Genomic DNA, 23250 nt, shown 5'->3' on the forward strand with positions numbered 1-23250 from the left:
GCAGGAAAGGCATACATATGCGACCCCCTCTGGGTGGCCGGATCTTCGCGCTCGTCGCGGCCGGTCTGCTGCTCCCCGCCCTCGCCGCCTGCGGCTCCGGCGACGACAAGGACGGCGGGTCGGGTGAGGCGGGCGACGCGACCCTCGTCATCTACACCGGCCGCAACGAGAAGCTGGTCAAGCCGATCCTGGACAAACTGGAGAAGGCCGTGGGCGCCGACGTCGAGGTGCGCTACGGCGACAGCGCCGAACTCGCGGCGCAGATCCTGGAGGAGGGCGACCGCACCAAGGCCGGGCTGTTCTTCTCCCAGGACGCCGGGGCGCTCGGCGCGCTCTCGAGGGAGGGCATGCTCGCGAAGCTGCCGCAGGCCACCCTCGACAAGGTCGACAAGGCGTACCGCGGCGGCGAGGGCGACTGGGTGGGCCTGTCGGGGCGCGTCCGCGTCATCGCGTACAACCCGGACCGGGTGGACGCGGACGACGTGCCGGACAGCGTCCACGACGTGGTGAAGCCCGAGTGGAAGGGCAAGGTCGGCTTCGCGCCCACCAACGCCTCCTTCCAGGCGTTCATCACCGGGATGCGTGTCCTGGAGGGCGACGACGCGGCCCGGAAGTGGCTGGAGGACCTCAAGGCCAACGGGTCCAAGACCTACACCAACAACCTCGCCACCCTCGACGCCGTGGAGGCGGGCGAGGTCTCGCTGGGCCTCGTCAACCACTACTACTGGTACGAGCGGGTCGCCGAGAAGGGCGAGGACGGCGTCGACGCCAAGTTGCACTTCCTGCCCGGCAAGGACCCCGGCTCCCTCATCAACGTGGCCGGCGCCGGCGTCCTCGCCGCGAACGAGGACCAGGCCGCCACCGCGCGGAAGGCCGTGGACTACCTGCTGTCCAAGGACGCGCAGACCTACTTCGCGGACACGACGAAGGAGTACCCGCTGGCCGCGGGCGTCACCAGCTCCGTCGACGGGCTGCCGCCGTTCGAGTCGCTCCAGTCGCCCGACATCGACCTCGGCAAGCTGGAGTCCCTCCAGGAGACCCTGGCGATGCTCCAGGACGTAGGGCTGGTCTGACGGGCCGTGAAACAGTCGCCGACCGCCGCGCGGACGCGGTCCGAGCGCGCGCGGGCCACCCCCCGTCCGGCGGGGACGACCGTCGCCCTCGCCGGACGCGGGGCACAGCGCAGACCGCCCCTGGTCCTGCTCGTCCCCGCGTGCGTGGCCGCCCTCTTCGCCCTGCTCCCGCTCGGCTATCTCGCCGTCCGCGCGCTGGAACGCGGCCCCGCCTTCGCCTGGGAGGTGGTCGCCGACGAGCGGACGCTGGACCTGCTCGGGCGCAGTCTGGGCCTGACCGCCGCGGTCGTCGCCGCCTGCGTGGTCCTCGGGGTCTCGCTGGCCTGGCTGACGGTGCGCACCGCGCTGCCGGGCGCCCGCTTCTGGTCGGTGGCCGCGACCCTGCCGCTGGCGGTGCCCAGTTACGTGGCGGCCTTCACATGGCTGTCGGCCGAACCGGGCCTCGCCGGGTTCGGCGGGGCCGCGCTCTCGCTGACCCTGGTGAGCTTTCCGTATGTGCTGCTGCCGGTCGCGGCGGCGCTCAGGGGCATCGACCCGGCGCAGGAGGAGGCCGCGCGCTCTCTCGGGTACGGTCCGCTCCGTACGTTCCTCCGGGTCACCCTGCCGCAGCTGCGTCCGGCGGCGGCGGGCGGGGCGCTGCTCGTCGCGCTGTACGTGCTCTCCGACTTCGGTGCCGTCTCCCTCATGCGGTACGACACCTTCACCCGGGCCATCCACACCTCGTACCGGGCCTCCTTCGACCGCACACCCGCCGCCGCGCTCAGTGTCGTGCTGGTGCTGATGACGGTGGCCCTGGTCGCCGCGGAGGCGCGGACGCGCGGCCGTGCCGGGCACGCCAGGACCGGCGGCGGCACCGCCCGCCCGGCGGTGCCCGTGGCGCTCGGCCGCTGGAGGGCGCTCGCCCTGCTGTGGTGCGGTGCGGTGGTCGCCGTGGCCGTCGCCTTCCCGCTCGGCACCCTCGGCTACTGGCTCGCCGTCGGCTCCTCCGCCACCTGGGACCTCGGCGGCCTCACCGAGACGGCCCGGGCCACGCTCGGCGTCGCCGCGGCGGGCGCCGCCCTCACCACGCTCCTCGCCCTGCCCGTCGGCGTGATCGCCGCCCGGCACCAGGGGCGCGGTGCCCGGCTGCTGGAACAGGCCGCCTACGCCGGGCACGCCCTCCCCGGCATCACGGTCGCCCTGTCCCTGGTCTTCTTCGCCGTCCGCTACGCCTACCCGCTCTACCAGCGGCTGCCGCTGCTGGTGTGCGCGTACGCCGTCCTCTTCCTGCCGGTGGCGGTGGCCGCCACCCGTGCCGCCGTGCTCCAGGCCCCGCCCGTCCTGGAGGACGTGGCCCGCTCGCTCGGCCGACGGCCCTGGCAGGTGCTCCGCGAGATCACCGTCCCGCTGGCCGCGCCGGGCGTCGCCGCCGGGGCCGCGCTGACCTTCGTCGTTTGCATGAAGGAACTCCCCGCGACCCTGCTCCTGCGCCCCACCGGCATGGACACCCTCGCCACCCGCCTGTGGACCGAGACGGGCGCGGGCTCCTTCGCGGCGGCCGCCCCGTACGCCGCCGCGCTCATCCTGTTGGCCGCCGTGCCTTCGTACCTGCTGGGGAGGCACCGATCATGAACGAGTCGCACGCGAGCGAGCCGGGTACGCACGCACCGGACGCACACGGATCCATCACGGACGAACAGCACACGATCGAACAAGAACCGTCATGGCGGCGGGGGGACGGGTCCGAAGCAAACGAGCCGCACGCAAATCCGGCGCAGTCGGACGACCCGCACGGCAACGCGCTCCATGTCGAGGGCCTCACGAAGTCCTACACGGCCGGCCACGACCCGGTCCTGCGCGCCCTCCGGCTCACCGTCCCGGCCGGCGCCCTGGCGGCCGTCCTCGGCCCCTCCGGGGGCGGCAAGACGACCCTGCTCAGGATCGTGGCCGGGTTCCTGCGGGCCGACGCGGGCACCGTCCGGCTCGGCGGGCGGACCCTGGCCGGGCCCGGTGTCCATGTGCCGCCGGAGCGGCGCCGCATCGGGATCGTGCCCCAGGAGGGCGCCCTCTTCCCGCACCTGAGCGTCGCCCGGAACGTGGCCTTCGGCCTCACCGGCCTGACCCGGGGCGAACGGCGGCGGCGCACCGGCGAGCTCCTGGACCTGGTCGGCCTCGCCGGATACGGCGACCGGATGCCGCACGAGCTCTCCGGCGGCCAGCAGCAGCGCGTGGCCCTCGCCCGGGCCCTCGCGCCCCGGCCCCAGCTCGTGCTGCTGGACGAGCCCTTCAACGCCCTCGACAGCGCCCTCAGGGCGGGCGTACGGGCCGACGTGAGGGCCGCGCTGCGGGCGACCGGGGCCACGGCGCTCCTCGTCACCCACGACCAGCAGGAGGCGCTCTCCACGGCCGACCTCGTCGCCGTCGTCCGGGAGGGCCGTGTCGCCCAGTGCGCCACCCCGCAGGACCTCTACCGCCGCCCGGCCGACCCCTGGGTCGCGGGCTTCGTCGGCGACGCGGTGCTGCTCCCCGCCACCGTCGGCGGCGACGGCACGGCCCGGACCCCGCTCGGCGCCGTCCCGCTCGCCGCCGCGCCCGACGGGCCGGCCACGGGCACCGTGCTGCTCCGCCCGGAACAGCTCCGGCTCACCGCTCCGGCCGCCGAGGGCGCCGTGCGGGGCACGGTCACCGACGTGCGCTTCTACGGCCACGACGCCATGGTCACCGTCGCCGTCGACGGCCACGACGCCCCGGTCGGCGTGCGCGTCGGGGGCCCGCTGCCCGTGGGGCCGGGCGACGCGACCGGCGTCCGTGTCACGGGCGAGGCGACGCTGCACCCGGCGGGCTGAACGGACCCGCCCGCGTGACGGGTCTTGTGTGATCGACGCACCCGCAATACGTGCATAGGGCACCTAGTGACATGACTCACGTATATGACGGTCACGTTTCGACGAACAGGGATTACGTTTCAACAAAGGGGGACAAGAAGGCTTGACGCGCGACCTGGCATAGGGCTGTTATGGCGACCACGATGTTCGGTCAAGTTGGTTTCTGGTCGATTTCGATCACTAGCCGACGAGGGCCTCTTGATGACCGAACCACTTGTCCCCAGGGAGCCGTTCATGCATCTCACACCTTCCGGTCTCTCCGTGCCCGGCACGAGCCGCCGCACCCTGCTGCGCGGCATAGGCGGGGCCGCGGCGCTCGGCGCGGGCATCCCGCTGCTCAGCGCCTGCGGCGGCAGTGGCAGCTCGGCCACTGACTCGAAGACCGTCTCGCTCGGCTCCAACGCCTCCGACGCGGTGCCGAAGAAGGCGTTCGCGGAGATCTACGCCGACTTCGCCAAGAAGTCCGGCATCAAGGTCGACGTGAACACCAAGGACCACAACACGTTCCAGGAGCAGATCAACTCCTACCTGCAGGGCACGCCGGACGACGTGTTCCACTGGTTCGCGGGCTACCGGATGCAGTTCTTCGCGGCCAAGGGGCTGGCCAGCCCGATCGACGACGTCTGGAAGACGATCGGCGGGAACTTCCCCGAGGCGATGAAGAAGCTGAGCCAGGGTGAGGACGGCAAGGCCTACTTCGTGCCGCTGTACACGTACCCCTGGGCGCTCTTCTACCGCAAGAGCGTCTTCAAGGAGAAGGGCTACGAGGTTCCCACCACGTGGGACCAGCTCATGGCGCTGTGCAAGCAGATGAAGAAGGACGGCCTCGTCCCGATCGCCTTCGGTGACAAGGACGCCTGGCCCGCGATGGGCACGTTCGACCAGATCAACTTCCGTGCCAACGGCTACGACTTCCACGTCGAGCTGATGGCGGGCAAGGTCGCCTGGACGGACGCCAAGGTCCGCAAGACGTTCGACCTGTGGTCCGAGCTGCTGCCGTACCACCAGGAGGGCGCGGTCGGCCGTACCTGGCAGGACGCGGCGCAGACGCTGGTGTCGAAGAAGGCGGGCATGTACCTGCTGGGCTCGTTCGTGGGCCAGCAGTTCACCAACAAGGCCGACCTGGACGACCTGGACTTCTTCGCCTTCCCGGAGATCGACCCGGCGTACGGCCAGGACACCGTCGAGGCCCCCACCGACGGCTTCATGATGAGCAAGAGCCCGAAGAACAAGGCCGGCGCGGTCAAGCTCCTGGAGTTCCTCGGCACCCCCGAGGCGGAGCAGATCTACCTCAAGGCCGACCCGAACGTGGTGGCCGCCTCCACCAAGGCCGACACCTCCTCGTACACGCCGCTGCAGAAGAAGGCGTACGAGATGATCTCCGGCGCCAAGAGCCTGACGCAGTTCATGGACCGCGACAGCCGCCCGGACTTCACCTCCACGGTGATGCAGCCGGCGCTGCAGAAGTTCATCCGTGACCCCAAGGGCATCGACAGCCTGCTCTCGTCGATCGAGCGCCAGAAGAAGACGATCTTCGCGTCCTGACGGCCGACCGTCCCGACGGCCGCCCCACGACCGCCTCCGCGGTCACGTGGGCGGCCGTCGGGGCGGCTGTCCCCAGGACTGTCCGCCCCCAAGACCGTCCTCACGACTGGATGACCGACAGACATGACGACCTCACCCACCAAGAGCCCGGAAGCGCCCGCGCCGCCTCCGGGCTCCACCCCTGCCCCGAAGACGGCGGCCACCAAGGTGCCCCAGGGGCACAAGCGCCTCCTCACCCGGCGTGACCGGCTCACGCTGGGTGTGATGGCGGGCCTGCCGACGATCCTCCACGTCGCCCTCGTCTGGGTGACCGCGCTCGCCTCGATCCTGCTGGCCTTCACCACCTGGGACGGCATCGGCTTCGACTCCATCAAGTGGGTCGGGCTGCACAACTTCGAGGAGTTGTTCACCAACAACCCGCAGTTCTGGCCCGCGGTCGAGCACAACATCGTGTGGTTCGTCGTGCTGATCCTGATCCCGACGCCGATGGGGCTGTTCCTCGCGGTGCAGTTGGACAAGCAGATCCGCTTCAGCCGCGTCTACCAGACCGCGTTCTTCCTGCCCGTCGTGATGTCGCTCGCGGTCATCGGCTTCGTGTGGCAGCTGATCTACAACCCCGACACGGGCCTGATCAACAGCATCATCGGCGCCAACAAGCCCGGCCACTACATCGACTGGATCGGCGACCCGGACCTCAACCTGTGGGCGATCCTGATCGCCGCGTCCTGGCGCCACACCGGCTACATGATGATCCTCTACCTGGCCGGTCTGAAGAGCGTCGACCCGTCCCTGCGGGAGGCCTCCGCCCTCGACGGCGCCAACGAGTGGCAGACGTTCAAGAACGTCATCTTCCCGACGCTGCGCCCCACCAACACCGTCGTGCTGGTCGTCACCATCATCGAGGCCCTGCGCGCCTTCGACCTCGTCTTCGTCTTCAACAAGGGCGCCGAGGGCACCGAGCTGCTGTCGATCCTGGTCACCAACAACATCATCGGTGAGTCCAGCCGTATCGGATACGGCTCGGCCATCGCCGTCGTCCTGCTGGTGATCTCCCTCGCCGTGATCATCCCCTACCTGATCGCGACCTTCCGGAAGGAGCGGCGCGCATGAGCACCACCGTCGCCACCGACGCTGTGAAGCAGCGCACTCCCGTCCGCCCCGCCCGGGTCCTGCTGCACGTCTTCCTCGGCGGCGCGGCGCTGGCCTGGCTGGCGCCCCTGCTGTGGGCGCTCTACGCGGCGATGCGCCCGTACGGCGAGACCAGCGAGAAGGGCTACGTGTCGTGGCCCGACAAGCTGAGCTTCGACAACTTCACGAACGCGTTCACCCAGTCGGACATGACGCACTACTTCGTGAACACGCTGATCATCGCCGTGCCCGCGGTGCTGCTGACGCTGTTCCTGTCGTCGATGGTCGCGTTCTACGTCAGCCGCTTCGACTTCCGCGTCAACCTCTTCCTGCTGCTGGTGTTCACGGCCGGCAACCTGCTCCCGCAGCAGGTCATCATCACCCCGCTGTACCGCCTGTACCTGCTCATCGACCTGCCCGGCATCACGATGAGCGGCAAGCTGTACGACTCCGCGCTCGGTCTGGTCCTCATCCACGTGGCGTTCCAGTCCGGCTTCTGCGCCTTCGTGCTGAGCAACTACATGCGGTCCCTGCCGCACGAGCTGACCGAGGCCGCGCTCGTCGACGGCGCCTCCGTGTGGCGCCTGTACTGGCAGATCGTGCTGCCCCTGTGCAAGCCCGCGATGGCCGCCCTGGCGACGCTGCTGTCCATCTGGATCTACAACGACTTCTTCTGGGCGCTGGTGCTGATCTCCACCGGTGAGAACATGCCGATCACCTCGGCGCTGAACAACCTCTCCGGCCAGTACTTCACCGACCCCAACCTGGTCGCCGCCGGTGCCCTGCTCACCGCCATCCCGACGCTGGTCGTGTACTTCGCGCTCCAGCGGCAGTTCGTCAGCGGTCTGACGCTCGGCGCCAACAAGGGCTGACACCGGCCCCGTTCGAGAGAGAACAACCCGACCCATGAGCACCCTGAACGTCCCCGGCATCGCGTACGGCGGCGACTACAACCCCGAGCAGTGGCCCGAGGAGGTCTGGCACGAGGACGTACGCCTCATGCGCGAGGCCGGCGTCACCATGGTGAGCGTCAACATCTTCTCGTGGGCGCTCCTGGAGCCCCGCGAGGGCGAGTACGACTTCTCCCGCCTGGACCGCATCCTCGCCCTGCTCCACGAGAACGGCATCGCGGCCGACCTGGCCACCCCGACGGCGGCGCCCCCGGCATGGTTCTTCCGCGCCCACCCCGAGGCGCTCCCGGTCGACAGGGACGGCCGCACCCTGTCGTACGGCAGCCGCCAGACGTTCTGCCCGTCGAGCCCCGCCTACCGCGAGGCGGCCCTGCGGATGGTCGGCGAACTCGGCCGCCGCTACGCCGACCACCCGGCGGTGGTCATGTGGCACGTCCACAACGAGTACGGCTGCCACAACGGCGAGTGCCACTGCGACACCAGCGCGGCGGCGTTCCGCGTCTGGCTGCGGGAGAAGTACGACGACGACCTGGCGGCGCTCAACGACGCCTGGGGCACGACGTTCTGGAGCCAGTGGTACTACGACTGGGACGAGATCATCCCGCCCCGCGCCACCGGTGCCGTCCCCAACCCGACGCACCAGCTGGACTGGCGCCGCTTCTCCAGCGACGCGCTGCTGTCCCTGCTGAAGGCGGAGCGCGAGGTGCTGCGGGGCGCGGCCCCCGAGGTGCCCGCCACCACCAACTTCATGGTGATGTACAACTTCGACAAGCTGGACTACTGGCGCTGGGCGCCCGAGCTGGACATCGTCTCCAACGACCACTACCTCCAGTCCACCGACCCCGAGTCGGAGATCGACATCGCGCTCAGCGGCGACCTGGTCCGCTCCCTCGCGGGCGGCCGGCCATGGCTGCTGATGGAGCACTCCACCGGCGCGGTCAACTGGCAGCCGGTCAACCGCGCGAAGACGGCGGGCGAACTGCGCCGCAACGCGCTCTCCCACGTGGCGCGCGGCGCCGACGGCATCGCCTACTTCCAGTGGCGGGCCGCGAAGGCCGGCGCCGAGCAGTGGCACTCGGCGATGCTCCCGCACGCCGGCACCGACAGCCGGATCTGGCGGGACGTCGTCGCACTGGGCGCGGACCTGAAGGCGCTGGCGGAGGTGCGCGGCAGCACGGGCACCGCCGAGGTGGCCGTCGTCTGGGACTGGGACGCCTGGTGGGCCGTCGAACTGCCCTCCCAGCCGAGCGGTGAGCTGCGCTTCCAGGACCTGGTGCGGGCCTGGTACGAGCCGCTGTGGCGGTCCGGGGTGGCGGTGGACTTCGTCCGCCCCGACGCGGACCTGTCGGCGTACAAGCTGGTGCTCGCGCCGAGCCTGTACCTGGTGGACGACGAGGGCGCGGCGAACCTCACCGGCTTCGCCGAGCGGGGCGGCACGCTGGCCGTCGGCTTCCACAGCGGGGCGGTCGACGAGAACTGCCACATCCGCCTCGGCGGCTACCCGGGCGCGTTCCGTGAGGCGCTCGGCGTCCACACCGACGAGGTGTTCCCGCTGCTGCCGGACGAGTCGGTCGAGCTGACCGGGCTCGGCGAGGGCGCGCGGGGTGTCCTGTGGTCCGAGCGGGTCGCGCTGCGGGGCGCCGAGTCGGTCGCCGTGTACGCCTCCGGCCCGCTCGCCGGTGTCCCGGCGGTGACCCGCCACGCGTACGGCACGGGCACGGCCTGGTACGTGGCGACCCGCCCCGACCCGGAGGCCCTCGCGTCGCTGCTGGACCGCGTCCGCGAGGAGGCGGGCGTCCGCCCGGTCCGCACGACCCCGAGCACGGTCGAGGCGGCCCTGCGCCGCGGCCCCGAGGCCGACTACGTCTTCCTGATCAACCACGGGGAGGCGGAGGCCGAGGTCGAGGTGGCCCCGAACGCCGTCGACCTCCTGACGGGCAGCCCCGTCCCCACCGGCTCACTGAAGCTGGCGGCCGGTGACGTGGCGGTGGTTCGGGAACCGCGCTGACGGTCGCGACCTGCTGGGGGCGCCCGTACGAGCACGACTGCGGAGTCGGTGCCGTGCGGGCGCCCGGCGTTTTCCACCTTCTATGGATATACTGATGCATCTTTTGGATATCCGGGAGGTTCTCCGTGGCCAAGACGCTGATCGACATCGATGAGGAGCTGCTGGCGGAGGCCGCCATAGCGTTCGGGACCAGGACGAAGAAGGACACCGTCAACGCGGCGCTGAGGGACGGTGTGGAACGCAAGAAGCGGGCGCTCGCGCTGGCCCGGCTGGCGGCGAAGGCGGACGCGGGCGACTTCGACGAGCTGCTGGACAAGGAGACGTACCGTCGGTGAGTACCGCCTCCTACCTCATCGACACCAGCGCCCTGGTCCGCATCCTGCGGCGCCCGGCCCGTTCCGTCTGGGCGAGGCCCCTGGAGGAAGGGCTGATCGCGCGCTGCCCCCTCACCGAGGTCGAGTTCCTCTACAGCGCGAAGAACGCGGAGGACCGGGCGGAACTGGTCCATGATCTCGACGCGCTGTTCGGCTGGACGCCCTTGGACGAGCGGGCCGTCACACGGGCGTGGGACGTGCAGCGGGAGCTCACCGAGAAGGGGCGGCACCGTTCCGCGGGCGCGGTGGATCTGCTCGTGGCCGCGACCGCCGAGCTGCGGGGCCTGACGATGCTCCACTACGACCACGACTTCGAGACGATCGCCTCGGTCACCGGTCAGCCGACGCAGTGGCTCGCGCCGCCGGGCAGCCTCTGAAAGCCCTGGTGACGGCCGCAGCAACCCCCAGGGGCGCGGTGCTCCCCTATTGGCACCGCGCCCCCTGCCCCCGTTCCCCCCGGAGGGTTTCCCCTGCCCTCCGTTCGTGGCCGGGGGCTTCGCGACCCCCGGTGTCGGTGTTACGCCGTGGGCGTCGCCAGCGGCGGGAGCGCGCCCGTCCTCGCCGCCTGGGCGTACCAGAGCGCGCTGGACTTGGGGGTGCGGGTGAGCGTCGCGTAGTCGACGTACACCGCGCCGAAGCGCTTGCTGTACCCGTAGGCCCACTCGAAGTTGTCCATCAGGGACCACAGGTAGTAGCCGCGCACGTCCGCGCCCTCGGCGATGGCGCGGCGCACGGCGCGCAGATGGCCGTGGAGGTAGGCGATGCGCTCCGGGTCGTGGACGCGGCCGTCGCTGTCCATCTTGTCGTCGTAGGCCGCGCCGTTCTCCGTGACGTACAGCGGCAGGCCGGGCGCCTCCCGGGTGTACCGCATGATCAGCTCGTGCAGGCCGGTCGGGTCGATGGTCCAGCCCATCTCCGTGCGTTCGCCCGGCGTCTGGTGGAACAGCACGTCGTCCGCCGCCGGCCACGGCGAGTGGTCGCTCGCGCCGTGGCCGTCCGCCCGCGGCCCGGTCATGTCCGGCGACGCCGCGCCGACGAGGGTGGGCGTGTAGTAGTTCAGGCCCAGGGCGTCCAGCGGCTGGTGGGCCGTCGCCACGTCACCGTCCTGCACGAACGACCAGTCCGTCAGCTGCGACGTCGCCGCGAACAGCGACTCCGGGTACGCCCCGTGCAGCATCGGCCCGTGGAAGACCCCGTTCGCCAGGTCGTCGATCTTCCGGACCGCCGCCAGGTCCTCCGGGGTGTTCGACAGCGGCCGCACGACGGACGAGTTCAGGCTCACCGCCACCGAGTTGCGCGCCGGCATCACCGAGCGCAGCGCCACCGTGCCGAGACCGTGCGCCAGGTTCAGATGGTGGGCCGCGCGCAGCGACGCCACCGGGTCCGTACGGCCCGGCGCGTGCACCCCGGAGCCGTAGCCCAGGAACGCGCTGCACCACGGCTCGTTCAGCGTGATCCACTGCTCGACGCGGTCGCCCAGCGCCTCACCCACGATCCGCGCGTACTCGGCGAAGCGGTACGCGGTCTCGCGCTCCGGCCAGCCGCCCGCGTCCTCCAGCTCCTGCGGGAGGTCCCAGTGGTAGAGCGTCACGGCCGGCTTGATGTTCTTCGCCAACAGCTCGTCGACCAGCCGGCGGTAGAAGTCCAGGCCGCGCTGGATCGCCGGACCCCGGCCCGTCGGCTGCACCCGCGACCAGGAGATCGAGAAGCGGTACGAGGTGAGACCCAGGTCCGCCATCAGCGCCACGTCGTCGCGGTAGCGGTGGTAGTGGTCGACAGCGATGTCACCGGTCTCACCACCGGCCGTCTTGCCCGGCGTGTGGCTGAAGGTGTCCCAGATGGAGGGCGTGCGCCCGTCCTCCCGCACCGCCCCCTCGATCTGGTACGCGGACGTCGCCGCGCCCCAGAGGAAGGCGGGAGGAAAGGTCACTGGCGTCGTGGGCTCAGGCATGGAAGCGCTCCCATTGGTGGTCGATCAGACCGACGATGTGGGTGGGGGGAAAGAGAACGGAGGGAGGAAGGGGCCGGGGCGGCGGTGGCCCGGCCCCCCTCAGGGGTGCGAAGCGGGCGGCGCGGGGGTCAGCCCTTCACCGCGCCCTGCATGATGCCGCCGACGATCTGCTTGCCGAAGACCGCGAAGACCAGCAGCAGCGGCAGGGTGCTGAGCAGCGCGCCCGCCATGATCAGGGCCTGGTCGGGGGTGTAGCCCCGGCCCAGACCGGCGACCGCGACCTGCACGGTCGGGTTGCCCAGCTGGGTCAGGACGAGGAACGGCCAGAGGAAGTCGTTCCAGGTCTGGACGAACATCAGCATGCCCAGCACGGCCATCGCGGGCCGCGCGGCGGGGAAGACCACGTGCCAGACCACCCGCCAGCTGCTCGCGCCGTCGACGCGGGCCGCCTCGATGATCTCGTCGGGCAGCGCCTGGAGCAGGTACTGCCGCATGAAGAACACACCGAACGCGCTCACCAGCGACGGCAGGATGACCGCCTGGAGCTGGTCCGTCCAGTCGAGCTTGGCGACCATCATGTACAGCGGGATCACCTGGAGCTGCGGCGGCACCATCATCGTGCCGATCACGATCAGCATCAGCGCGCCACGGCCCTTGAACTTCAGCTTGGCGAAGGCGAACCCGGCGATGGTCGACAGGAAGACGATGGTCAGCGAGGAGACGCCCGCCACGATCGTGGTGTTGAGGAACGCCTCGCCGAGGTTGGCGTCCTTCCAGGCCACTTCGATCTTGTCGAAGAGGTTCGCGCCGAACCAGAACGGCGGCGGGGTCTCCGCCAGCCGCGCGTTGTCACGGGAGGCGGCGACCGCCGTCCAGAACAGCGGGAACAGCGAGATCAGGGTGAACCCGATGAGGATGATGTAGGCGACGGGCCCGGCGTGGTGCTGGCCGCCCGCCCGCGCGGCCTTCGGCCCGCGCCTGCGCCCGGCGCCCCGGGGCGGCTCGGGCACCGCGTCGGCCGGGGGCTTGGTGATGGTCGTCGTCACGGCCGGTCTCCTAACTACTGGCGCGCAGCCGGCGCGAGATGACGTAGTTGATGATTCCGACCACGATGAGGATCAGGAACATCGTCCAGGCGATCGCCGAGGCGCGGCCCAGGTGCTGGTTCACCCAGCCCTGCTCGTACAGATAGAGGCCGAGCGTCTGGAACTGGTGCTGGGACCCGCCGGACGCGCCCTTGTTGGCGTCGAACAGCAGGGGCTCGGCGAACAGCTGCGAGGCGCCGATGGTCGAGACGACGCAGGTGAACAGGATGGTCGGGCGCAGTGACGGCAGCGTCACATGGAGGAACTGCTTCCAGCGGCTCGCGCCGTCGAGGGCCGCCGACTCGTACAGGTCCTGCGGGATCGCCTGCATCGCGGCCAGGTAGATCAGCGCGTTGTAGCCGGTCCAGCGCCAGATGACGATGGTCGACACGGCGATCTTCGAGTACCAGGTGCCGTTCTGCCAGTCGATCTGGTCGATGCCGAACAGCCCCAGGAACCAGTTGATCATTCCGTAGTCACGGCCGAAGAGCAGCACGAACACCAGGGTGGCGGCGGCGATCGACGTGGCGTACGGGGCGAGCATCACGACCCGGTAGAAGGTCGAGGCGCGGAGCTTGTAGTTGAGGATGTGCGCGATGCCCAGCGCCATCATCAGCTGCGGGACGGTCGAGATGACCCCGATGATCAGGGTGTTCTTCGCCGCGTTCCAGAAGAACTCGTCGTCGAAGATACGGGTGAAGTTGCGCAGCCCCACCCAGCTCATGTCGGTGGGGGCGGTCAGCTCCACCGCGTGCAGCGAGGCCCAGCCGGTGTAGAGCAGCGGGAACAGGCCGAACGCGACGAAGAGCAGGAAGAAGGGCGAGACGAAGGCGTACGGGCTCCAGCGCACGTCCCGCTGCCAGCGGCGGGACAGCCGGGCCCGGCGTCGTTCCTCGGTCGCGGACTCCGCGGGCGGGCGGGCCGGGGCCGCGCCCCCCTTGACGGGGGGCGCGGCGGCGTCGTGCCGTGTGGGCATACCGGTCACTTGTCCAGTGCGTTGTCGATGGTCTTGACGGCGTTCTTCCAGGCCTCCGCGGCCGACTTGCCCTGGGCCACGAGGATCACGCCGTTGTCGGTCAGGCCCTGCTGGATGATCTGGTCCTTCGGGCCGATCGTCTGCACGGGGATGTTCTTGGCGGCCTCGGCGAAGATCGTGCCGATCGGCGCGTCACCGGTCATGTCGTTCTTCGCGTCCTTGACCGCGGCCGAGTCGTAGGCGGCCGGGGTGCTGGGGAAGCTGCCCTGTACGGCGAAGAGCTTCGCCTGCTGCTCGGGAGCCGTCAACCAGGCGGCCAGCTTCGCGGCCTCCTCGGCGTTCTTGCCGTTCTTCGGCACGGACAGGAAGGAGCCGCCCCAGTTGCCGGACTTCGGGGCCTGGGCGATGTCCCACTTGCCCGCCGCCTCGGGCTTCGACTTGCCCTTGATGTAGCCGAGCATCCACGGCGGGCAGGACATCGCGGCGAACTTGCTGTTGGCGATCGTGGTGTCCCAGGCGGGCTGGAACTGCGTCTGGTTGCCGACCAGTCCGTCCTTCGCGGCCTTGGCCGTGAGGTCGAAGGCGGTCTTCACGGCCGGGTTCGTCTTGTAGATGACCTCACCGGAGGAGTCGTAGAACCGGTCCTTCTCGCTGCTGAGGATCGCCTGGAGCAGACCGCCGGGGGAGTCCAGGAACGTGGTGCCCTTGGGCGCCTTCGCCTTGTACTTGTTGCCGGTCTCGACGAGCTTGTCCCAGCTGCCCGCCCACAGCTTGCCGACCTCCGCGCGGTCGGTGGGCAGTCCGGCCTTCTCGAAGAGGTCCTTGCGGTAGCAGATGGCCATCGGGCCGACGTCGGTGCCGAGGGCGACGGTCTGGCCGCCGGAGGTGGAGCCCTGCTGCCACTTCCAGGGCAGGTAGTCGTCCTTCTTGCCGTACTTCGACAGGTCGAGCAGCTTGTCCGACTGGGTGCCGACGATCTCGGCGATGTTGCCGACCTCGACCATCTGGATGTCCTGCAGACCGCTGCCCGTGGTCAGGTGGTTGAGGAGAGCGGGGTAGTAGTTCTCGTTCCGCTCCACGACGGTCTGCTGGATGTCGATGTCCGGGTGGAGCTTCTCGTACTCCTTGTACAGGCCGGACTCCTCGAAGCCCGCGGTGCCGAACAGCCCCAGGGTGATCTTGGTCTTGCCGCCGCCACCACTACCCGACGACGTGTCGTCCTCGTCCTTGCCGTCGTCGGCACAGCCGGCGAGCAGCCCGGCGCCCAGCGCGGCGACGGCCGCGATGACCACCGTCTTGCGCGTAGTGCGGGCGATTCGGGTGCCCCCGCCCGACCGCAGCCGAGAGTGGGGGAGGGTACGTGCTCGCATTGCGTCCTCCTGATGCCCTGACGTGCCGACCCCCCGGCCAACTGCGTTGTTGGGCCCGTCTTTTCACTGCTGCGGCTCGGGCGGGGAACGTGCGGGATGTGTAAGTGCCAGGTACTGTGGGAGCGCTCCCACAAGTGATGTGTTGAAGAGTCGTCGGTTCGTGCGGGGGTGTCAAGGGAGTCGGCGCGGAGAGATGTCTTCGGTTATCGGGCTGTTAACTAACCCGGGTGTCGAGGGCCGAGCATGCCCCGAACCGTCCGCCGGCGCGACCGGAGGGACTTCAGAGGTCGGCGCGATCGGGGAGACGAACAGGTCGGCGGGGTCCGCGCCGGTCCGGGGGCCGGGTCCCGGCGTCCGGAAGAGGGGTCGCCGGACGTCGTCCGTGGAGCGGGACTGTTAGATTCCACGCCAGCGCGGTGTGAACGGGAGGCGACCATGGTGGCAGGCCACGGAGCACGGGGCCGAAGCGGCCGGCGGCCGACCCTGGAAGAGGTCGCCGCACGGGCCGGTGTCGGCCGCGGCACGGTGTCCCGGGTGATCAACGGCTCGCCACGGGTCAGCGAGGCGACCCGGGCGGCGGTCGAGGCGGCCGTCGCGGAGCTGGGCTACGTCCCGAACACGGCGGCCCGCGCCCTCGCCGCGAACCGCACCGACGCGATCGCGATGGTCGTGCCCGAGCCGGAGACCCGCTTCTTCTCCGAGCCGTACTTCTCCGACATCCTCAAGGGCGTGGGCGCCCAGCTCTCCGACACGGAGATGCAGCTCCTGCTGATCTTCGCGGGCAGCGACCGGGAGCGCCGGAGGCTGGCCCAGTACCTCGCCGCCCACCGGGTCGACGGGGTCCTGCTGGTCTCCGTGCACGCCGACGACCCGCTGCCGGACCTGCTGTCGCAGCTGGAGATCCCGGCCGTGATCAGCGGTCCCCGCTCCGAGCACGAGACGCTGCCCTCGGTCGACTCCGACAACTACGGCGGTGGCCGCTCGGCGGTGGAGCACCTCATCGAACGCGGCCGTTCCCGGATAGCCACGATCACCGGCCGCCTCGACGTCTACGGCGCCCAGCGCCGTATCGAGGGCTACCGCGACGCCCTGGAGGACGCGGGGCGCGAGGTGGACGAGCGGCTGATCGTCCCCGGTGACTTCACGGAGGAGGGCGGCCGCCGGGCGATGTGGGAGCTGCTGGAGCGCTGCCCCGACCTCGACGCGGTCTTCGCCGAGTCCGACGTGATGGCGGCCGGTGCCCGTCAGGTCCTCCGTGAGGCCGGGCGCCGACTGCCCGACGACGTCGCCATGGTGGGCTATGACGACTCCGCGATCGCCCGCCATATGGACCCGCCCCTCACCAGCGTCCGGCAGCCGATCGAGGAGATGGGCCGCGCCATGATCGACCTGCTCCTCGACGAGATCGCCGACCGCCGTCCGGCGATCTCGCGGGGTTTGGAACGCCGCCAGGTGGTCCTGCCCACGGAACTGGTGGCGCGGGCGTCGTCCTGAGCGCGGCCGGCCCGGGGCGGTATTCGCGTGTGACGCCGCCCTCGCGCAGCGGCTCGGCCGGCTGCCGGCCGCAGTCCTGCGGCCGCGGGGTCGTGCCCCCGGGTCAGTCGAACGCCTCGGGCACCCACAGCCGGGCCGCCGCGTCACGGGCGACGAGGAAGCCGGCGATGGCGAGGATCCACCCGGTGGCGCCGGTCGCCCGCTTGGAGATCCAGGCGTTCATGCGTTGCAGCGCGGGTTCGACGGCCGAGCGCAGCAGCACCCGTCCGGCCAGCAGCACCACGGCGGGCACCACCATGACCAGGCAGTACCCGGCCAGCAGCGTGGTGATCTCGACGGTGTTCAGCCCGGAGGTCGTCAGCATGCTGATGGCGCCGAGGTACGGCAGCATCGTCGCCACCTCGGCGAGCCCGGCCAGCAGGGCGAGCCCCACCATCCAGCCGGCGGAGGAACTCGAACTGACGCGGTCGCGCCACTTGCCGGTGCTGTTCTTGCCCTTCTTCTCCTGGCGCTTGGGGTCGAAGCGGAAGCTCAGCAGGAACAGGCCGACGCCGACGCCGAGCTGGATCCACAGCCCGGTCCTGGCGTCCAGGGCCTCACCCGCGACGGAGAACAGGTTGTCGGCGCCGTGGACGATGGCGAGGCCCACACCGAAGTAGAAGACGGTGATGGTCACGAGGTAGACCAGCACCTTGCCGACGTTGAAGCGTCCTGGGGCCAGCAGCAGCCACACGGGAATGAACAGGGTGCCCATGCTGGTGCTGTCGAGCAGGGCCAGACCGGCCAGCGACAGCAGTAACGCGGCGCTCAAAGGGGCTCTCCTCGGTCTTTCCGATCGTCCATCAGTCGGTCCAGGTAGCGGCTCAGCAACTGCCGTACGTGGTCGGGTCTCAGCAGTTCGGGCTCGACGGCTCGCTGGACGGTCAGACCGTCGGCGAAGGCGATCAGCGCGAAGGCCTCGGCGCGGGGGTCGAGGCCGGCGGGCAGCCGGCCGAGCCGCTGCGCGAGGGCCAGCGCCTCCGCGCACCGGTCGCGGATCTCCCGTGAGCCGGCGGAGTGCACCTCCCGCAGCGCGGGGTGGTAGGCGGCCCGCGCGAGGAAGGCCAGCCAGATCCTGGCCTCGGTCCCGCTGCCCTCGTCGGCGCCCGTGAGGACGCCGAGGGAGGTCAGCAGCCGCTGCTTGACGTCGTGCGGGTCGCACGTCTCCAGCAGGGTCGCGACACGGGTGTTCATCGCCTCGCCGACATACTGCGCGGCGAAGACCAGCAATTCGTCCTTGGTCCGGAAGTACGTCTGCACCAGGCCCGTGGTCGCGCCGAGTTCCCGCGCGACGCGCGGGATGCTGGCGGCTTCCAGGCCCTCCGACTCGACCACTCGCAACAGTGCCTGAGCCACCTGCCGACGTCGTTCCACAGGGTCTGCGTAACGTGGCACAACGTTAGATTAAGCTCTTAATCTAACGAGGGTCAATGAGGCCCCGGGCCGGCCCCGACGCCTGGACCGTGCCGATTGGTCGGATCAACTCGCTTGCAGCGAGGGCAGGTTGGATGGTGAGTGACGATCCAGTCCGGATCCGGCCGGGGGTCGATGCTCACGCGGAAAAGACGATCGGCCCGGTCCGCTTCCGCGGGCCGGGCCGATGTATCAGGGTGAGTGACGGGACTCGAACCCGCGACATCCTGGACCACAACCAGGTGCTCTACCAGCTGAGCTACACCCACCATGACCGGCGGTTCATCCGAAGGTTTCCCCGACCGGCCGAGAAAAAGTGTACAGGGTCCTGAGGGGTGCCCGCGCACACCTTTCCGCGCGGGGCTTCCGGGGCCCGGCTGGGCCCCCGGAGCCGGACTAACCCGCGGGCAGGACGTGCTTCGCGGCGATCGTGCGGGCGGTGTCGGAGTCGGGGCCGGGCTGCGGGACGAAGATCGCCTCGCGGTAGTAGCGGAGTTCGGCGATGGATTCGCGGATGTCCGCCAGCGCGCGGTGGTTGCCGTTCTTCTCCGGGCTGTTGAAGTACGCCCTCGGGTACCAGCGCCGGGCCAGTTCCTTGACCGAGGAGACGTCCACGATCCGGTAGTGGAGGTAGTCCTCCAGCGTCGGCATGTCCCGCAGCAGGAAGCCGCGGTCCGTGCCCACCGAGTTCCCGCACAGCGGTGCCTTGCCCGGCTCCTTGACGTGTTCGCGGATGTACGCGAGGACCTGCTCCTCGGCGTCCGCCAGGGTCGTGCCACCGGGCAGCGCGTCGAGCAGTCCGGACGCGGTGTGCATCTGGCGCACCACCTCCGGCATGGTCTCCAGCGCCGAGTCCGGCGGGCGGATGACGATGTCGACACCGTCACCGAGCACGTTCAGCTCGGAGTCGGTGACGAGGGCGGCCACCTCGATGAGCGCGTCGTCGGACAGCGAGAGGCCGGTCATCTCGCAGTCGATCCACACCATGCGATCGTTCATGTGTCTCACCTTACGGCCCGTGACAGCCGTACGGCCCGGTCCTGCACCGGGGTGATCCAGTGCGGGACCGGGCCGTCGAGCGCCGCTACGGGCTAGTGCGCGCTGCGCTGCCCCGGCAGCCGGCCGGTGGCGTACAGCTCCGGCTTGCCGCCGCCGTCCGCCGCGAGGGACGCCGACGGCGCCAGGGCGCTCGCCGCGGCCGTACGACGGGCCTGGAGCGGCACCCCGTGGGCGTGCTCAGGCGACACCGGGGACGGACCGTGGTGGCCGCCCTGGCTGTCATGCTCGACGGGCTTGTCGCCCTGCGGACGACGGGCACGGTAGGCCGCCCGGTACGCCGCGGGGGACGAGCCGAGCTGGCGGCGGAAGTGCCCGCGCAGCGCCACCGGCGAACGGAAGCCGCAACGGCCCGCGACCTCGTCCACCGAGTAGTCCGACGTCTCCAGCAGCCGCTGCGCCTGGAGCACCCGCTGGGTGATCAGCCACTGCAACGGGGCGCTGCCCGTCAGCGACCGGAACCGTCGGTCGAACGTCCGGCGGCTCATGTACGCGCGCGCCGCGAGCGTCTCCACGTCGAACTGCTCGTGGAGGTGCTCCAGCGCCCAGGCGACGACCTCGGCGAGCGGGTCGGCGCCGATCTCCTCCGGTAAAGACCGGTCGAGATAGCGCTCCTGGCCGCCCGACCGGCGCGGCGGGACCACCAGGCGGCGGGCGAGCGCGCCGGCCGCCTCGTTGCCGTGATCCGTCCGCACGATGTGCAGACATAGATCGATTCCGGCCGCGGTGCCGGCCGATGTCAGTACGTCCCCGTCGTCCACGAACAGCTCCCGTGGATCGACGTGGACGGACGGATAGCGCTTGGCCAGCGTCGGCGCGTACATCCAGTGCGTGGTGGCCGGCCTGCCGTCCAGCAGTCCGGCCGCGGCCAGCACGAACGCACCGGTGCACAGCCCCACGATGCGGGCGCCCTCTTCGTGCGCGCGACGCAGGGCGTCGAGCGCTTCCTCCGGCGGCGGTGAGGTGATCGAACGCCATGCGGGCACGACCACCGTGCCCGCCCGCGAGATCGCCTCGAGGCCGTTCGGTGCGGTGAGTTCCAGGCCCCCTGTGGTCCGCAGGGGGCCTTCCTCGCCCGCGCACACCAGTAGGCGGTAGCGCGGTACGCCGGCGTCCTGGCGGTCGATCCCGAACACCGACAGTGGTATGGAACTCTCGAAGATGGGGCCGCCGCTGAACAGCAGCACCGCGACGATCTCCTTGCGGCGGCGCCCGGAAAGCTTCCGGGCCGCGGCATCCGGCGCGGCGGTGGAGTCGTGGCTCATCCTGCTAAGCCCCCCTCGGTGGTCGCGGCTCCTCGGTTGTGTCGCTCCTGCACGTTTCCCCTCGGTCCTGCACGAGTCCCCCGCCGTAAGACAGTCATGATCGAATCTACTGTGTCCCGTGGTGCCGTCGTGACCAGTTCGCCACCCGGCACATTGTCGACATGGCAACTTGGCGTAAAGCATTCGATCACGAAGCGTTGCACTCGTGGGCCGTGCAGGGAAGTGCGCCTCGTCCCGGTGGCTGGTCCACGTAGGGTGCGCGCGGCCCCAGGACCCCTTTCAGTGCAGGTCGAACCGGGCGTGGAGGGGTGTTCGACCCGGGGATGCCCGGTGAGCCGAAGTTGGCTGAAAAGATACGGGGGTGAGTGCGGAAACCGGTCAGTCGACCGGCGTACCGGGGCCGGGGTTCCGTCCGCCCCTGTGCGCCCCCGAGTCCGTACGGCCGTGTCGGCCGCGCTGGGGGGAGTGTTCTTCGGCCACGGCGTGTTCGGTTCGGGCCAGGTGCGGTGAGCGGCTCGGGGGGACCGGGCGAGCCGTATGAGCCGTGTGTGCCGCCCCGGTCGAGCGGTCCCCATGTGTCCCGTGCGTCGAGTGCGTCGAGTGGGCCGCCTGTGCCAGGTCGGCCGCGTGGGCGGCTCCCCGTTCGGACTGGCGCAGGAGGACGCGGCACGCCCCGGTCACCGCGGCCAGGCCGAGCGCCGCGCCCGTCGCGCCGGCCAGCGACGTGCCGTACCAGACGAGGACGACCGGCACGAGCACACAGCTGAACGCCGCCCAGCGGACCACGTCCGTCGCGGTGTCGGAGTGGGCCGGGGAAGGGGCCGCGGCGAGGGGAGGGCCGTCGGCCGGAGGGGGTCCGTCCGCCACGGACGGGCGGGGGGTGTCGGGGACGGTGCGCGGGGCGTCGGGGGCGGGGTGGGGCGACTGTCGGGCGGGGCGGGGTGCGGACACGGGCTTGCTCGCTTCTGACTCCCTCGGGTCTGACTTACCGGGGTTCAACGCGTGTTCGACCCGTCGGTCACTGTCGGCGTTCCCTCGGGTGGACCTCCGGGCGCCGCCCGGTACGCACCCCGGCCTCACGGAGCCCCGGCCGGGCGGCGGGAACCGGCTGTACGTGGCAGCAACCATTGCGTTACGGGCGGGGGGTCGTGCATGCTCCCTGGAACCCCGCGGAGCCGGTGCGCGGAGGAGGCGTGCGGCCGTACCCTTGGGGGTATGGGGTTGGGAAGATGATTCCCGGACACAGCTCCGCCGCACACTGACGTCCCATCCACGTCGTCCCACCCACGAGGATCCAAACGCCGAGACACCCATGGCCGGTCACGATTTCTTCGACTCCGCGGACCGCAAGCGACGTCCCGTCGCCGATCACACGGCGGCCGACCCCCTCGCGGCGGAAGAGGCACGCCCCAGCTGCGATCCCGCCTTCAAGCACGGCGTCGTCGTCGGCTTCGACGGTTCGACGTCCAGTGAGCGCGCCCTCGCCTACGCCATCGGCATGGCCCGCCGCTCCGGCTCGGGCCTGATCATCGTCCACGTCGCCAACCGGCTGCCCACGACCGTGTGGGCCGGCTGCGAGCCGCCGGTCTTCGTCGACGTACCGGACCACCGCACCGAGGTGCTCGGGCTGGAGCTCGCCTGCGCGGACTATCTCGCCGAGGTGCCGTGGATCCTCGTCGAGCGCGGCGGTGACATCTGCCACGAACTCGAAGAGGTGGGACGGGAGTACGAGGCCGACGCGATCGTCGTCGGGTCCACGCACGGCCTCGTCGGCCGGATCTTCGGTTCCGTCGCCGGGCGCCTCGCGAAGCGGGCGCAGCGGCCCGTCATCGTCATCCCCTAGACCGCGCCGCCCCTTTGCGGCCCGTTCCGTAGTTCCCCGCCACTCCGCCCCCTTCCCGCCCCTTCCTGCGCACTCCCTCCGTTCCGCAACTCCCGTCTTCCGCAGGTGGGGTGGGTGGAGGCCGGTGCGGGTCCCTCCTGTGCCGCCGCGTGAACCTACTGGCGCGTAGAGGTGTTTGTGCCCTTGTGAAGGGCATAACCCGATCGCCGCACCACCGCACACGCACGAAGGGAGCCCCGCCGTGGACAACGACGTCTCCGCGGGAAGCAACACCACCACTCTCGGCCAACTCGCTCTCGGACTGACCCTGTTGGCGTTCGGTCTCGGACACACCCGGATGATCGACGGGCTGACCGAGGCCGACGCCGGCCCGCTCGCCGCCTATGTCGGCGGCGTCGCGCTCTTCGTCGCCGGTCTCCTCGCCTTCCGCGACCGCGACGGATTCACGGGCACGGCCTACGCCGGGCTCGGCGCCCTCTGGTTCACCTGGTCCGTGGGCGACCTCGGGTCCACCGACGCGACGGGGCTGTTCCTGCTCCTGTTCGCCCTCGTCGCGCTGAGCCTGACGCTCGGGGCGTCCGGCGCCGCGACGCTCACGCGGGCGACGTACGGGCTGCTGTGCGCGGCGATGCTGCTGCTGGCCGTCGCGTCCTTCGGTGACAGCGGCGGGCTCGCGAAGGCGGGCGGATGGGTCGCCGCCGTGGGCGGCCTGGTCGCCTGGTACGCGGCCACCGCGGCGTTGGCCCACTGGCCCACGACGCTTACCGGGCGGGCTGCCGGACGGGGTGTGACGGCCACGGGTTGACGGCAGCCGAGGTCGGGGAGTTGGGCGACCCCGGCGACATGAGCGGACCC

21 protein-coding genes and 1 tRNA gene are annotated in these 23250 nt (G+C 70.7%); 12 read left to right on the forward strand and 10 right to left on the reverse strand.

Going from position 1 to position 23250, the window contains the following annotated elements; translation table 11 throughout:
- Positions 1 to 17 precede the first annotated feature (17 nt).
- The 9 genes from SMA5143A_RS20600 to SMA5143A_RS20640 all read left to right on the forward strand — a co-directional run bounded on the left by SMA5143A_RS20600 (position 18) and on the right by SMA5143A_RS20640 (position 10280).
- A complete protein-coding gene (locus SMA5143A_RS20600) occupies positions 18 to 1073 on the forward strand; it encodes an iron ABC transporter substrate-binding protein (protein ID WP_107464357.1) in 1056 nt (351 codons plus the stop codon).
- Positions 1074 to 1079: 6 nt separating this feature from the next.
- A complete protein-coding gene (locus SMA5143A_RS20605) occupies positions 1080 to 2684 on the forward strand; it encodes an ABC transporter permease (protein ID WP_107464358.1) in 1605 nt (534 codons plus the stop codon).
- Positions 2681 to 3898 (forward strand): ABC transporter ATP-binding protein, encoded by a 1218-nt coding sequence (locus tag SMA5143A_RS20610; protein WP_107464359.1) that lies wholly within the window; start codon positions 2681 to 2683, stop codon positions 3896 to 3898. Before SMA5143A_RS20605 ends, SMA5143A_RS20610 begins: the two co-directional genes overlap by 4 nt.
- Positions 3899 to 4171: 273 nt before the next feature.
- Positions 4172 to 5482: an ABC transporter substrate-binding protein gene (locus SMA5143A_RS20615; RefSeq protein ID WP_107464360.1), complete on the forward strand. Its 1311-nt coding sequence runs from the start codon at positions 4172 to 4174 to the stop codon at positions 5480 to 5482.
- Between the two features lie 123 nt (positions 5483 to 5605).
- A complete protein-coding gene (locus SMA5143A_RS20620; protein WP_107464361.1) occupies positions 5606 to 6592 on the forward strand; it encodes a carbohydrate ABC transporter permease in 987 nt (328 codons plus the stop codon).
- Positions 6589 to 7482, forward strand: coding sequence for a carbohydrate ABC transporter permease (locus SMA5143A_RS20625; RefSeq protein WP_099964726.1), 894 nt, complete (start codon positions 6589 to 6591; stop codon positions 7480 to 7482). Before SMA5143A_RS20620 ends, SMA5143A_RS20625 begins: the two co-directional genes overlap by 4 nt.
- Before the next feature lie 34 nt (positions 7483 to 7516).
- Entirely contained in the window at positions 7517 to 9529 is a 2013-nt protein-coding gene (locus tag SMA5143A_RS20630) for a beta-galactosidase (protein ID WP_107464362.1), read from the forward strand.
- Positions 9530 to 9654: 125 nt separating this feature from the next.
- The gene (locus SMA5143A_RS20635) at positions 9655 to 9864 is read left to right on the forward strand and encodes a type II toxin-antitoxin system VapB family antitoxin (protein ID WP_107464363.1); all 210 of its coding nucleotides are present in this window, start codon (positions 9655 to 9657) and stop codon (positions 9862 to 9864) included.
- A complete protein-coding gene (locus SMA5143A_RS20640) occupies positions 9861 to 10280 on the forward strand; it encodes a PIN domain nuclease (RefSeq protein ID WP_107464364.1) in 420 nt (139 codons plus the stop codon). Before SMA5143A_RS20635 ends, SMA5143A_RS20640 begins: the two co-directional genes overlap by 4 nt.
- 140 nt (positions 10281 to 10420) lie before the next feature.
- On the opposite strand, the gene SMA5143A_RS20645 is transcribed toward SMA5143A_RS20640, so the two are convergent.
- The 4 genes from SMA5143A_RS20645 to SMA5143A_RS20660 all read right to left on the reverse strand — a co-directional run bounded on the left by SMA5143A_RS20645 (position 10421) and on the right by SMA5143A_RS20660 (position 15285).
- The gene (locus tag SMA5143A_RS20645) at positions 10421 to 11854 is read right to left on the reverse strand and encodes a GH1 family beta-glucosidase (RefSeq protein ID WP_107464365.1); all 1434 of its coding nucleotides are present in this window, start codon (positions 11852 to 11854) and stop codon (positions 10421 to 10423) included.
- Positions 11855 to 11982: 128 nt separating this feature from the next.
- Positions 11983 to 12900, reverse strand: a complete 918-nt coding sequence (locus SMA5143A_RS20650; protein WP_107464366.1) for a carbohydrate ABC transporter permease — start codon at positions 12898 to 12900, stop codon at positions 11983 to 11985.
- 10 nt (positions 12901 to 12910) lie between these two features.
- On the reverse strand, positions 12911 to 13915 hold the full coding sequence (locus SMA5143A_RS20655) for a carbohydrate ABC transporter permease (protein ID WP_099965003.1): 1005 nt from the start codon (positions 13913 to 13915) through the stop codon (positions 12911 to 12913).
- Between the two features lie 5 nt (positions 13916 to 13920).
- Positions 13921 to 15285, reverse strand: a complete 1365-nt coding sequence (locus tag SMA5143A_RS20660) for an ABC transporter substrate-binding protein (protein WP_107464367.1) — start codon at positions 15283 to 15285, stop codon at positions 13921 to 13923.
- Positions 15286 to 15723: 438 nt separating this feature from the next.
- Here SMA5143A_RS20660 and SMA5143A_RS20665 point away from each other — a divergent pair, with 438 nt between their 5' ends.
- Entirely contained in the window at positions 15724 to 16779 is a 1056-nt protein-coding gene (locus SMA5143A_RS20665) for a LacI family DNA-binding transcriptional regulator (RefSeq protein WP_055537306.1), read from the forward strand.
- Between the two features lie 103 nt (positions 16780 to 16882).
- Here the strand turns inward: SMA5143A_RS20665 and SMA5143A_RS20670 are convergent, their stop codons facing one another.
- The 6 genes from SMA5143A_RS20670 to SMA5143A_RS20695 all read right to left on the reverse strand — a co-directional run bounded on the left by SMA5143A_RS20670 (position 16883) and on the right by SMA5143A_RS20695 (position 21503).
- Positions 16883 to 17590, reverse strand: a complete 708-nt coding sequence (locus SMA5143A_RS20670) for a GAP family protein (RefSeq protein ID WP_107464368.1) — start codon at positions 17588 to 17590, stop codon at positions 16883 to 16885.
- The gene (locus tag SMA5143A_RS20675) at positions 17587 to 18192 is read right to left on the reverse strand and encodes a TetR/AcrR family transcriptional regulator (RefSeq protein WP_181361945.1); all 606 of its coding nucleotides are present in this window, start codon (positions 18190 to 18192) and stop codon (positions 17587 to 17589) included. Before SMA5143A_RS20675 ends, SMA5143A_RS20670 begins: the two co-directional genes overlap by 4 nt.
- A 235-nt stretch (positions 18193 to 18427) precedes the next feature.
- Positions 18428 to 18500, reverse strand: a tRNA-His gene (locus SMA5143A_RS20680).
- A gap of 127 nt (positions 18501 to 18627) precedes the next feature.
- Entirely contained in the window at positions 18628 to 19230 is a 603-nt protein-coding gene (gene orn / locus SMA5143A_RS20685) for an oligoribonuclease (RefSeq protein ID WP_107464370.1), read from the reverse strand.
- Between the two features lie 92 nt (positions 19231 to 19322).
- A complete protein-coding gene (locus tag SMA5143A_RS20690; RefSeq protein ID WP_107464371.1) occupies positions 19323 to 20552 on the reverse strand; it encodes a helix-turn-helix domain-containing protein in 1230 nt (409 codons plus the stop codon).
- Positions 20553 to 20930: 378 nt separating this feature from the next.
- On the reverse strand, positions 20931 to 21503 hold the full coding sequence (locus SMA5143A_RS20695; RefSeq protein ID WP_258193650.1) for a hypothetical protein: 573 nt from the start codon (positions 21501 to 21503) through the stop codon (positions 20931 to 20933).
- 361 nt (positions 21504 to 21864) lie between these two features.
- On the opposite strand from SMA5143A_RS20695, the gene SMA5143A_RS20700 reads away from it, so the two are divergent.
- Positions 21865 to 22395, forward strand: coding sequence for a universal stress protein (locus SMA5143A_RS20700; RefSeq protein WP_107464372.1), 531 nt, complete (start codon positions 21865 to 21867; stop codon positions 22393 to 22395).
- A 241-nt stretch (positions 22396 to 22636) separates the two neighbouring features.
- A complete protein-coding gene (locus tag SMA5143A_RS20705; RefSeq protein ID WP_107464373.1) occupies positions 22637 to 23200 on the forward strand; it encodes a GPR1/FUN34/YaaH family transporter in 564 nt (187 codons plus the stop codon).
- The last annotated feature ends 50 nt before the right edge of the window (positions 23201 to 23250 follow it).

The organism is Streptomyces sp. MA5143a (genome assembly GCF_900290235.1).
Classification (GTDB): Bacteria; Actinomycetota; Actinomycetes; order Streptomycetales; family Streptomycetaceae; genus Streptomyces.

What these genes read in the sequence shown, in the direction of transcription:
- SMA5143A_RS20600 (WP_107464357.1), top strand. Translation starts at nt 18, where the DNA reads ATGCGACCCCCTCTGGGTGGCCGGATCTTCGCGCTCGTCGCGGCCGGT.
- SMA5143A_RS20610 (WP_107464359.1), top strand. Translation starts at nt 2,681, where the DNA reads ATGAACGAGTCGCACGCGAGCGAGCCGGGTACGCACGCACCGGACGCA.
- SMA5143A_RS20615 (WP_107464360.1), top strand. Translation starts at nt 4,172, where the DNA reads ATGCATCTCACACCTTCCGGTCTCTCCGTGCCCGGCACGAGCCGCCGC.
- SMA5143A_RS20620 (WP_107464361.1), top strand. Translation starts at nt 5,606, where the DNA reads ATGACGACCTCACCCACCAAGAGCCCGGAAGCGCCCGCGCCGCCTCCG.
- SMA5143A_RS20625 (WP_099964726.1), top strand. Translation starts at nt 6,589, where the DNA reads ATGAGCACCACCGTCGCCACCGACGCTGTGAAGCAGCGCACTCCCGTC.
- SMA5143A_RS20630 (WP_107464362.1), top strand. Translation starts at nt 7,517, where the DNA reads ATGAGCACCCTGAACGTCCCCGGCATCGCGTACGGCGGCGACTACAAC.
- SMA5143A_RS20645 (WP_107464365.1), bottom strand. Translation starts at nt 11,854, where the DNA reads ATGCCTGAGCCCACGACGCCAGTGACCTTTCCTCCCGCCTTCCTCTGG.
- SMA5143A_RS20655 (WP_099965003.1), bottom strand. Translation starts at nt 13,915, where the DNA reads ATGCCCACACGGCACGACGCCGCCGCGCCCCCCGTCAAGGGGGGCGCG.
- SMA5143A_RS20660 (WP_107464367.1), bottom strand. Translation starts at nt 15,285, where the DNA reads ATGCGAGCACGTACCCTCCCCCACTCTCGGCTGCGGTCGGGCGGGGGC.
- orn (WP_107464370.1), bottom strand. Translation starts at nt 19,230, where the DNA reads ATGAACGATCGCATGGTGTGGATCGACTGCGAGATGACCGGCCTCTCG.
- SMA5143A_RS20690 (WP_107464371.1), bottom strand. Translation starts at nt 20,552, where the DNA reads ATGAGCCACGACTCCACCGCCGCGCCGGATGCCGCGGCCCGGAAGCTT.
- SMA5143A_RS20700 (WP_107464372.1), top strand. Translation starts at nt 21,865, where the DNA reads ATGGCCGGTCACGATTTCTTCGACTCCGCGGACCGCAAGCGACGTCCC.